Origin of the sequence: Janthinobacterium sp. 64 (genome assembly GCF_002813325.1) — a bacterium.
GTDB lineage: Bacteria > Pseudomonadota > Gammaproteobacteria > Burkholderiales > Burkholderiaceae_D > Janthinobacterium.
Map to the genome: position 1 here is coordinate 611,955 of NZ_PHUG01000001.1, position 10,993 is coordinate 622,947.

Genomic DNA, 10,993 nt, shown 5'->3' on the forward strand with positions numbered 1-10,993 from the left:
CGTCCTCGTGGTGGTGATGGGACCAGTCTACGCACAAGCGACCAGGCCGACTGTGGGCGGGCGCACCTTCAGAAGCATTGCGTGATGCCAGCCGCCAAGCGGCCTGAATGAAAAAGCCCGCCGACGCGGGCGGGCTTTGCTGGCGGGAATGCCTGAGGCGTGGCGCCGTCTATTCTTCCGTATCGGCCAGGGTGACGATGGCGCGCGCCCACTTCGAGTATTTCAGGTTTGCCAGGTCGCGCACGGTCTTGATATTGAACGCTTGCTTGAGCAGCTCCGCATCCTTCTCGCTCACGCCTTGCAGCGCATCGACGGGGGCATCAGCGATTTCCTTGAACGTCTTTTTTTCGTAAGCCTTGTCTACCGCTTTATTGATGTTCATGTGTTGATACTCCTCAGTAAGTAGGAAAATTAATTCTACACGTTTTTGCGAAGCGTCAATTTACGCTTGCAAGTTGTGCCGAACTAAATATGATGGAGGTGGGCGCCTCGACAGTGAGGCCGTCTGTGCGTTCGCCTTGAAATTGCAATTATAGCATTTTTATTATTCATAGTATAATGATTTCCATGGCGGAGAATGGTCTGCGTCATGCCGGACGCCGCGGTCACGCGGCACGAATCGACAGCGTTCAGGAGAATACGATGAGTTTGCTAGATCAACTTGCAGGACAGGCGATGAGCGCTTTGGGCAACAAGGGCGCGGATGGGGAAGCGCCATCGGGGCTGATGGCCAGCGTGATGGAGCTGGTCAACCAGCATGGCGGCTTGCCGGGCCTGCTGCAGAAATTCCAGGAAAGCGGCCTGGGCGACCAGGTGGCCAGCTGGATCGGCACGGGCGCCAATGCGCCCGTCTCCGGCGAACAGATCACGGATGCGCTGGGCGCCGACACGATCACCCAGATCGCTGAAAAAGCCGGCGTCGCCCCGGACGCGGCCTCGGGTGGCCTGGCAGCCTTGCTGCCCCAGCTGATCGACAAGCTGACGCCGGACGGCCAAGTGCCAGAAGGCAGTGACCTCGTCAGCCAGGGCTTGAATATGCTCAAGGGCAAGATCTTCGGTTGATTCCTTGGTCTTGGAAGTAAAAAACCTCGCAGCGATGCGAGGTTTTTTTGTTTTCAGGCGGCGGCCATCATGCCGAAGTGGGGAGGCGTTCCAGTCAGCCGCGCCGTACTCCCCTCGACCAGATACGAGCAGTAGCGGCGCCGTTCGGCGTTGCCGCCGCGCCGTTCCATTAGCTCTCCCAGCATGGCGACGGCGTCGGTGGCCATCTTTTGCACGGGCTGGCGCAGGGTGGTGATGTCATAGCTGAGCCAGCCCGACGCTTCCAGCGCGTCGAAGCCGGCCACCGACATTTGCAGCGGCACCTGGATGCCCATCTGGTGGCGCGCCGTGTCCAGGCAGCCGATGGCCATGATGTCGTTGCCGCAAATGACGGCGTCCGGCACGCGGCCCAGGCGGTCGATGACCTTGCGCAGGCCCCGTCCGCCGCTGGCGTAATCATAGTTGCCGCTGACGACGATGGGAGCGGGCAAGCCCAGCGTAAACAACCTGTCCAGCACGCCGGCCTTGCGTTCCTGCGCCACGGCCGAGTCGCCGGGGCCGTCGATAACGGCGAACTGGCGGTGACCCGCCTCGGCCAGGCGCGACACGAGCAGGCGCGCCGCTTCGGCCTGGTCGCACAGCACGGCATGCACGGCGTGCTCGCGCGGGCTGCGGTTGAACAGCACCAGCGGCACGTCGCGGCGGCCAAACTCAAGCATCTGCTCGTCCGACAGGCCGGCGGCCACGACGGCGCCATCGACCTGGTATTGCCACACATCGCTCAAGACCTTGCCGATATCGGCTTCGCGCTCCAGCGTAAACAATAATAAACGCTTGCCCTGGCGGGCGATCTGCTGGCTCAGGTCGGACAGCACTTGCGGATAGTACAGATTGGCCAGGTTGGAAATGATGACGGCCACCAGGTTCGAGCGCCGCGTGATCAGGCTGCGCGCGGCCGCGTTGGGGATGTAGTCGAGACTGATGGCTGCCTGCATGACCTTGGCCTGCGTGGCTTGTGAGATGCTGGCGCCCGGTTTGAAGCAGCGCGACACGGCCGATTGCGACACGCCGGCCAGCAGGGCCACGTCATACGAGGTCACGCGCCGTCCGGCGCCGGGTACGAGGCGGGCGGTGGTGCCGGGTGTCCAGGCTACAGTATTCTTTTTTCGCATATTGGTCTGGCAAGCAATCTGTCTCAACGTATTCCTGCAGGCCCGGCCGCTTGTGGCGGCTTGGGCGGGAAAAATGAGCATAGCGAAAATATTTCCATGTGGCAAGACTGTTTTCTTATCCATGTTGCAAATAATTTGATTTAATGGCAAGTGGTATGCTTGCCCCTCAATCATGCTTGCCCCTCAGTCGGGGCTGTCGCAGGGGCCGCTGCCATAAGGACTGATGCGTCCTGGCGGGTCCACGCGGCGCGCGCTGAAGTCGCTGGCCAGCGTGGGCAAGGGCAGTTCCGTCGTGGCGCTCGCTTCCGTGCCGCTGACCGTGCCGCGCACCGTCAGGGCGACGTGCACCCAGGAACCATGGTTGCGCGGATAACTGAGGGTGACGGTGGTCATGCCCAGCGCGTCGCTCAGGCCGCTGGCGCTGACGGTCAGGGGGATGCCCGGATCGAGCACGCCATTGCCGTTGCGGTCGTAGGCGGCGTCAAAAATGCCGTTGCGCAAGACATCTTCATTGGCGCAGCTATAGTGGGGCAGGGCCAGGCGCCAGACGCCCGTGTCGGGGAACTCGGGCTTGTCTGCCTGCCACACATAATATCCCTTGGCATAGCGGCTGGGCCAGGCGGCAGCCGTGATGGCGACGCCGGACACGGCGTTGCCTGCGCTGTCGGATACGAACACGGTAAAGTCCTTTTGCAGCACGCTGGTCGAGTATTCGCGCAGCAGGCTGCCCGTGCCCAGCTTGATCGACAGCGCTTGCCGCGCCACCGTCAGGCGCACGAGGGCCGTGGCCGCCGCTTGCGGTGCGCCCTCGATGCGGGCCTGGATCAGCACGCCGTCGCGCCCGCTGTCTGCCGGTCCCGCCACATACACGGCGCGCGCCAGGCCGTCGCTGCCCGTCAGCACCCGGCCCGCCTGCCGCAGGTAACCACCGCTGGGGTCGTTCAAGATGCTGAACAGCACGGGCGCGTTCTTGACCAGGTTGTTCGCCGCGCCATCACGCACCACGGCGCTGATTGTGCTGATACTGGCGCTGTCGGCCGATGCGGTCGCAGTGGCCGTATTGGCGCGCAGCACGGCCGGTTCCGCCTGCACGGTCAGCTTGCTGGCAGGGCTCAATGGCGCGACGAATTCCAGCCGCGTCTGCGCCGAGGGCCCGCCCGCCACGGCCGCCGTGATGCTGGCCACGCCCGCGTTGGCCGACTGCACATAGCTGCGCGGCAAGTTGCCATTGCTGAAAATCAAGCTGGCAGGCAAGGCCTGACTGCAAACGCTGTCCGCAAACAGGCTGCCGCGCGAGGTCGACAGGCTGGCGCTGCCCGTTTGCGCCACGCCCGCCTTGTCGTAGCGCACGTCGATGGGCTGGCACGCCAGTGTGGCGATCTCCGGCAGCACGTCCGCGCCGCTGGCGTCCTGGCCCACGGCCGGACTCAGGCGCAATTCGCTGCCGGCCACGGCATACGCTTGCGTGGCGGCGGCGCCCAGCGCGCTGACGGACACGGCATCCTTGCCCAGGCTGCCTGCCGTCAGGCGCAGCAGCAGCTGGCCTTGCGCATTGCTGAGCGCCGCGCCGCCATCCTTGACGCGCAGGCCGTTGCCGGCGCCCGTGCTGTAGGCGATGGCGGCGCCGGCCACGGGCCGCTTTGCCGAGTCGCGCACGGTGACGGTGAGGTCGGCGCCCTGGCCCAGCATCAAGGCGGCCGGCCCCAGCAACTCTACGCTGCTGCCCGTGACGGCTACCGTACCCTTGCCGCTGCGCGCGCCCACATTGGCGGTCACGGTGATGCTGCGGTTGCTGTTGGCGCCTCCCGTGCCCAGCAGGGCGCGCGCCTGGCCATTCTTGTCCGTCACGGCGTCGACGCTGCCGAGGATGCCGGAATCGGCGGCAAAGGAAATCTTCGCGTTGGGCAAGGCGAGATTGGCGCCATCCTTGACGAGAGCCGTGACGGCCACTTCGCCGCCGGCCAGGCCCGCCGAGGCCAGTTCCGTGCTGGAAAACACCAGGTTGACGGCGCTGGCCAGGCTGGCAGGCTCGGGCGGCGTGACGGGCGGAATCACGGGAGGGGTGACTGGAGGTGTCACGGGCGGGGTGACAGGCGGCACGACGGGTGGCGGCGGGCTGCCGCCGCAGCCTGCCGTGCTGTGCAGCGAGCAGCCGGCGCCAGCCTGTGTATCGGTGCCGCCTCCGCCGCCGCAGCCGGCCAAGGAAACGAGGAAGGCCGCCAGCAAAGTAGCGGGCAGGTGGCGTGGGTGGCGCAGAGGGGCGAGGGGCACGATGGGTCTCCAGGAGCTTGCCGAGTTGCTCGGCGTCAATCCCAAGAGTATCTTTTGCGCGCGGCCAGTACTTGATGCAAAGCAAGCTTATGCTGTTGACTGAGCTGAACGGGTTTTGCTGGTGCAACGGCCTGCCTTCTGATAACATAACGCCCCTTTATTCAGGGAAGGGTCGACATGGCCAATGCTTGCGGCGTCGATTTCGGCACGTCAAATTCCACGGTAGGCTGGGCACGTCCCGGGCAGAGCACCATGCTCGGCCTGGAAGATGGCAAGACGACCTTACCGTCCGTGGTCTTCTTCAATGCGGAAGACGAGGAAGTCAGTTTTGGCCGCGCGGCGCTGGCCGGCTATCTGGCCGGTTACGAGGGCCGTTTGATGCGCTCGCTGAAAAGTTTGCTGGGCACGAGTCTTATCGATGGCCAGACGGAAGTCGGCGGCCGCGCCTTGCCCTTTCGCATGTTGCTGGCGCAATTCATTGGTGAAGTGAAACGCCGCGCCGAGCAATCCGCCGGCCGCGAATTTTCGTCCGCCGTGTTTGGCCGTCCCGTCTTCTTTATCGACGACAACACGCAGGCCGACCAGCTGGCGCAAGATACCCTGGCCGACGTAGCCCGCTCCGTGGGCTTCAAGGATGTCGCCTTCCAGTTCGAGCCGATTGCCGCCGCCTTCGACTACGAGTCGCAGATCGACAAGGAAGAACTGGTGCTGATTGCCGACATCGGCGGCGGTACTTCCGACTTTTCGCTGGTCCGTTTGTCGCCGGAGCGGGCAAAAAAGACCGAGCGCCGTGACGACATCCTCGCCACGGGCGGCGTGCACATCGGCGGCACGGACTTCGATAAGTACCTGAGCCTGTCTTCCGTCATGCCTTTGCTCGGCTATGGCAGCCGGCTGCACAACAATAGCGAAGTGCCGTCCAGCTATTATTTCAACCTGGCGACCTGGCACACGATCAACCTGGCCTACACCAAGAAGATATGGGTGCAGCTGGCCGACGTGTGCCGTGATGCGCGTGAGCAAGACAAGATGGGGCGCTTGCAAAAGCTGATCGACGAGCGCGCCGGCCACTGGCTGGCCATGAAAGTCGAAGAGGGCAAGATCGCGCTGTCCGACGCGGCCGAAGTGCAGCTGGAACTGGACCGTTTGTCGCCTGCGCAAAGCCTGTTGCTCAAACGCACGCAGTTCGACGACGCCATCGGCCATTTGTGCGGTTCCGTGGAAGACACCGTGTTGCGCTTGCTGCGCGATGCTGGCGTGGCGCCGGAAGCCGTCGACACCGTCTTCTTCACGGGCGGATCGAGCGGCGTGCGCTTGCTGCGTGAAAAGATCGCTGCCCTGGTGCCGGCCGCGCGCAAGGTCGAGGGTGACCTGTTCGGTAGCATTGGCGCAGGTCTCGCGCTGGACGCCGTACGTAAATTTGGTTGATAATCGTCACCCATTGAGTATCGCCCATTGCTGTAGCCACGAAAGAGCGCCCATGAATGTGTTTGACAAACCGATCGTCATGATCGACTTCGAGACGACCGGATTGTCGCCCGACATGGGCGACCGCATCACGGAAGTGGCGGCGCTGCGCATCGAGGGCGGGCGGATCACGGAGCGCTATGTGACCTTGATCAACTGCCATGCGCGCATTCCCTCGTTCATCACGGGCTTGACGGGTATCACGCAGGCCATGGTGGACAAGGCGCCGCCCGTGGCCGAAGTGGTGCCGCAGTTGCTCGATTTTATTGGCAGCGATGCCTTGTCGGCGCACAATGCCAGCTTCGATGAAAAATTCCTGCGCGCGGAAAGCGCCAGGCTGAACCTGACACCGGCGCACCAGTCGCTCGTGTGTTCCTTGAAACTGTCGCGCCGCGTGTTTCCCGGCATGGCCAGCTACAAGCTGGGCTTGCTGTCGAGCCAGCTGGGCATCGCCTTCAAGAGCGCCGCCCACAGGGCCGAGTCCGACGCGGAAGTGGCGGCGCAAGTGCTGATCCATATCGGCCGCCATTTGCGCAGCAGCTATGGCATCGCCGATGTCGATGCCGACCTGCTGGTGTCGCTGAACAAGCTGGCGGCCGCGAAAGTGCCGCAATTCCTGCAAAAACACCCATCACGCCGCTGATCTGCGCATCGCCTCTAAGCGGGCTCATCAAAACGATATAATTTTGTTATTTCGTTTGAGCCTGCTCAAGTCCCTCCCCCGCATCGAATTTAAAATTTAAGCAACACACGATTTCGCCGCCCTGGGCCGCCGTTTTGCGCGTGCTGCCGGCAAGCGCAATGTGGATGGGGGCGCACATGGACAAGCACCATACTGCCAGAGATAACCACCAGGCGTATATCTGGTTCCGCACGGCTGCCGAGCAGGGCAATGCCTATGCCCAGTTCAACCTGGGCTTGATGTACAAAAAGGGCGAAGGCGTGGCGCAGGACGATGCGCGCGCTTTTGTCTGGCTGCGCCTGGCCGCACTGCAAGGGCTGGCTTTTGCGCAGAATCACCTGGGCGCCCTGTATTACCACGGCCGCGGCGTGGCGCAGAGCGACGAGGACGCCGTGCTGTGGTTTCGCCGCGCGGCCGCCCAGGGCGATGCCTCCGCCCAGCAAAACCTGGGGCAGATGTACCGCAAGGGACGCGGTGTGTTGCAGAGCGACGAGCTGGCCCTGGCGTGGTTTTACCGCGCTTCCGAGCAGGGCGTGGCCAGCGCGCAATCGTTGCTGGGCGAAGCTTATGCGCAGGGGCTGGGCGCGAAAAAGAACGATGCGCTGGCCCTGGCCTGGTTCCGCAAGGCAGCCTTGCAGGGCGATGCGCAGGCGCAGCTGAACCTGGGACTCGTCTACAAGCGGGGCCAGGGCGTGGCGCAGAGCGATGCGCAGGCGCTGGCCTGGTTCCGCCAGGCCGCCGCCCAGGGCTTGGCCGTGGCGCAGCGGCAACTTGGCGTGGCGTATGCGGAAGGCCTGGGCGTGGCGCCCGACCAGCTGCGCGCCTACGCCTGGCTGCAGCGGGCGGCCGAGCAGGACGATGCCGACGCCCAGTTCAACCTGGGCCTGATGCTGGCGCGAGGCCAGGGCGTAGACCGGGACGAGGCGCGCGCCGTGGCCTGGTACCGGCGCGCCGCCCTGCAGGGCCACTGCATGGCGCAATACAATCTGGGCGGCATGTATGCGGGCGGGCGCGGCATCGCCCGCGACTTGCGCCAGGCGCTGGACTGGTACGCCAGGGCGGCGGCCCAGGGCGCGTCGAATGCGCAGTTCAACCTGGGCGTGATGTATGCCAATGGCCAGGGGGTGGAACGCGACGATGTCTGCGCCGTGCGCTGGTACCGTACGGCTGCCGAGCAGGGTGATGCCAGCGCGCAAAACAATCTGGGCGTCATGTACGCGAACGGCCATGGCGTGCCGCAAGACCACGGCCTGGCCGTGCAATGGTATGCACGCGCGGCCGGCCAGGGCCATGCGCTGGCGCAATACAACCTGGGCGGCATGTATAACAGCGGGCGCGGCGTGGAGAAGGATGTGCTGTGCGGCTATATGTGGCTGGCGCTGGCGGCCGAGGGCGGCGATAGCGGGGCGGCCAGGGCCAGGGAAGCGGCGGCCGCCAGGCTGGAACCGGCACAATTGTATGAGGCGCAGCAGCGCATGCGGCAATGGCACCAGGGGCGCTTTCCGCCGCAGCCGCCGCTGCCACCACCAGACTGAAGCGCCGGCACTGTGCGCGCACGGACGCGCGCTGCATGCGATAATTGCCGAAAAGCATGTCGCTAAGGCGGCGCGGGTTTTAGACACAGTGAAAGGTGGAGCATGGTAAGGCAGGCAGGCGAGGATGCATCCGAGCAAAAAGTCATCGACGACATCGCCACGCATGGCTGGCATGGCGTGCATATCAGTGCGGATGAAGAAGGCCCCGGCTATGCCTTCACGATAGGCGCTTGCCACAGCTTTGGCCAGCCTGAATTTCTCATCATGGGTTTGCCCCGTTCCATGGCCCACCGGATACTCGACGTGGCGCTGGACGCCGCACGCAGCGGCGCCATCACGGATTTCACGGCCACCACAGACGCCTTGCTGGAAGGCCATCAGTGCGCCTTCGTGCGCGTGCCCGTCGAGCAATACCGCGACTATGTCGGCTATGCGCGCTGGTATTACCAGGGCGATGATTTTATCTTGTACCAGATCGTCTGGCCGTCGCGCGATGGCCATTTCCCATGGCAGGCGCAAGCGAGCGCGCAATACGTGGAGAGCCAGCCCCTGCTGGGACCGGCGCCGCTGGCGGCATGACGAGTATTGTCACCGGCACGGCCACCGTGTGCGTGTTCGACCCGGCGCTGGTGCGTCACAAACTCGACGATGACTGCGACTGGTGGAGCATTCCCGGCGCGGAGCTGGCGGCCGTGAATGCGGGGCAAGTGGCGTTTTTCAACGTGGGTGGCGATGGCGCGTATGAATTCGCCTTGCACGCCGAACTTGCCGAGCCGCAGGTAGTTGTGCATCTGGCCGTCGTCTCGGGCCGCATCTTTATCGGCGCCGGCGAAGACGTCACGGGCGGCGGCCTGGAACCGGACACGGCCTGTGGCGGCCTGTTCGTGGACGTGCCCGCGGGCAACTACCGCGTGCAGGCGCGTCGCGATGGCCCGCACATCAGCCTGGCATTCGTGCCCGATGCCATCGGCAGCAATGCGTTTGGCGACCTCGTGCGTATTTGATTGCGCGTAGGCGTATTGCCCCAGGCTAGGCATCCATGCGCACCACGCCCGTGCCTTGCCGCCGGTCCAGGAACAGGCTGTTGCCGTGGATTTTCTTCGCCTGCTTCTTCGCTTCGGCCGCCTGCGTGGCAATCTGATGGTGCGTGTAGTACTGGTGCGCCTCGACCTTGATGACGCCCAGCGACAGGCTGATCAATGAGTAAAACACTTTCTTGCCTTGCCGGTCTTCGCTGATGTAGCCGCCCCGTTCGCAGTCGCCCGTGCTGTAATAGGCGAGGATGGCGGCGGCAAAGCGCTCCAGTATGGCCTGGCAGCGCGTTTCCCAGTCTTCGCTCTGGAACAAAATCATGAAATCGTCGCCGCCGATGTGGCCGATGAAGTCGCGGTTCGGATCGCAATGGCTGCTGAGGATTTCTCCCGTCAGCTGGATCACGTCGTCACCCTTGCGATAGCCGTACACGTCGTTGAAGGGCTTGAAGTGGTCGAGGTCGCAATAGCAGACCCAGAAGCGACTGCCGCTGTGCAATAGACGGTCGATATGCTCGTTGATGGGCACGTTGCCAGGCAGTTGCGTCAGCGGGTTGGCATAGCGGGCCGCATTGATCTGCATCTGCGTGATTTCGCGCATCAGGTCGTGTCCCGTGCCCATGCCCAGGTAACGGCCGTGCTCGGTGATGATGAAACCGTTGAACAGATGGTGGGCGTCGGACTGCACCATGGTGTAGCTGAGTTCCTGCAAGCTCGTTTCGTGGTCGGCGATCAGGGGCGTGCCATCCATGAACAGGCTGCACGATTTCTTGCCATACAGTTCGCGCTGGTAGGGGCGGGCGAAGTGGTCGATCATCTCGAAGCGGCTGATCAGGCCCAGCGGCACGCCGTCATCGACGACGGGGATGATCATCAGCTTCGGTTCCTTCAGGAAGATGTCGTACACCTCGTTGTTATTGAGTTGCGGCGAAACGGCCGCCACCTTGTTCAGCAGCTTGCGGATGCTGGCGCCATTCTTTTCCAGGCTGCTGCGCTGCGGATACACGGCCACGCCGTTGCGTCCCAGCGCCTGCACCACTTCGGCCGGCAGCGCGCGCGCCGGCACCGCATTGGGCCGGCCCAGGTGATAGCCTTGTCCAAACGCTACGCCCAGGTCGCGCAAGACCAGCAATTCCGTCTGCGCCTCGATGCCTTCGGCGATGACCAGGGTGCCCGACTTTTCCGCGATTTCCTGGATCGAGCGCACGAACTGCAGTTTCACAGGGTCATGATTGATGCCCTGGATGAAATGCATGTCGATTTTCACGTATTCCGGGCGCAGTTCCGACCACAGGCGCAGGCTGGAAAAGCCTTCGCCCAGGTCGTCGATGGCGATCTGGAAACCCATGTTGCGATAGTGCAGCACCGCTTCGCGCATCAGCTCGTAATCGTAGGTGGGCTGGTTTTCCGTCAGTTCGATGATGACACGGTCCGGATTGATGCCGATGTGCTCGATATATTCGAGGGTTTCGCCATGGCGGGCATTGCGCAGCAGCAGGCATTCAGGGCTGACGTTGAGGAACAGTTTGCCGGGCAACTGCAGTTCGGCAAAGCGTTCGAGCACCACTTGCCGGCACAGGTGTTCCACTTCCAGGGTCAGGTCATGCGCGCGCGCCACCTTGAACAGATTCATCGGCGCGTGCAGGGGGCTGTCGGACGGTCCCCGTATCAAGCCTTCGTAGCCGATGATGTCGCCGCTGTGCATGTGGATGATGGGCTGGAACAGGGCGCTGAGCTTGCGGCCTGCCAGGATCTCGTGCAAGGCATCCGTTCCTTCGATGGACATGGGGGCAA

General features: G+C 63.7%; 10 protein-coding genes. 6 read left to right on the forward strand and 4 right to left on the reverse strand.

Annotated elements, in window-relative coordinates; all coding sequences use genetic code 11:
* Positions 1-169 precede the first annotated feature (169 nt).
* On the reverse strand, positions 170-382 hold the full coding sequence (locus CLU91_RS02615) for a hypothetical protein (RefSeq protein ID WP_034751103.1): 213 nt from the start codon (positions 380-382) through the stop codon (positions 170-172).
* A gap of 260 nt (positions 383-642) precedes the next feature.
* On the opposite strand from CLU91_RS02615, the gene CLU91_RS02620 reads away from it, so the two are divergent.
* On the forward strand, positions 643-1,062 hold the full coding sequence (locus CLU91_RS02620) for a YidB family protein (RefSeq protein WP_232730596.1): 420 nt from the start codon (positions 643-645) through the stop codon (positions 1,060-1,062).
* 53 nt (positions 1,063-1,115) lie between these two features.
* On the opposite strand, the gene CLU91_RS02625 is transcribed toward CLU91_RS02620, so the two are convergent.
* Together CLU91_RS02625 and CLU91_RS02630 are read right to left on the reverse strand one after the other, a co-directional pair.
* Complete coding sequence (locus CLU91_RS02625) at positions 1,116-2,213, reverse strand: LacI family DNA-binding transcriptional regulator (RefSeq protein WP_100872863.1); 1,098 nt, start codon at positions 2,211-2,213, stop codon at positions 1,116-1,118.
* Between the two features lie 183 nt (positions 2,214-2,396).
* Positions 2,397-4,484, reverse strand: a complete 2,088-nt coding sequence (locus CLU91_RS02630) for an Ig-like domain-containing protein (RefSeq protein ID WP_157814555.1) — start codon at positions 4,482-4,484, stop codon at positions 2,397-2,399.
* Between the two features lie 177 nt (positions 4,485-4,661).
* Between CLU91_RS02630 and CLU91_RS02640 the strand changes: the two genes are divergently transcribed.
* From CLU91_RS02640 to CLU91_RS02660, 5 genes are all read left to right on the forward strand, one after another.
* Positions 4,662-5,912: an Hsp70 family protein gene (locus CLU91_RS02640; RefSeq protein ID WP_100872866.1), complete on the forward strand. Its 1,251-nt coding sequence runs from the start codon at positions 4,662-4,664 to the stop codon at positions 5,910-5,912.
* A gap of 52 nt (positions 5,913-5,964) precedes the next feature.
* On the forward strand, positions 5,965-6,594 hold the full coding sequence (locus tag CLU91_RS02645; protein WP_198521222.1) for a 3'-5' exonuclease: 630 nt from the start codon (positions 5,965-5,967) through the stop codon (positions 6,592-6,594).
* 176 nt (positions 6,595-6,770) lie between these two features.
* The gene (locus tag CLU91_RS28670; RefSeq protein ID WP_100876547.1) at positions 6,771-8,168 is read left to right on the forward strand and encodes a tetratricopeptide repeat protein; all 1,398 of its coding nucleotides are present in this window, start codon (positions 6,771-6,773) and stop codon (positions 8,166-8,168) included.
* 102 nt (positions 8,169-8,270) lie between these two features.
* Positions 8,271-8,747 carry a DUF4262 domain-containing protein gene (locus CLU91_RS02655; RefSeq protein WP_100872867.1) on the forward strand — a complete coding sequence of 159 codons (477 nt, stop codon included), beginning with the start codon at positions 8,271-8,273 and terminating at the stop codon, positions 8,745-8,747.
* Entirely contained in the window at positions 8,744-9,172 is a 429-nt protein-coding gene (locus tag CLU91_RS02660) for a DUF6386 family protein (RefSeq protein WP_100872868.1), read from the forward strand. The genes CLU91_RS02655 and CLU91_RS02660 overlap by 4 nt, the downstream gene beginning before the upstream one ends.
* Positions 9,173-9,197: 25 nt before the next feature.
* Here the strand turns inward: CLU91_RS02660 and CLU91_RS02665 are convergent, their stop codons facing one another.
* Positions 9,198-10,985, reverse strand: a complete 1,788-nt coding sequence (locus tag CLU91_RS02665; RefSeq protein WP_100876548.1) for a GGDEF domain-containing protein — start codon at positions 10,983-10,985, stop codon at positions 9,198-9,200.
* Positions 10,986-10,993: the final 8 nt, after the last annotated feature.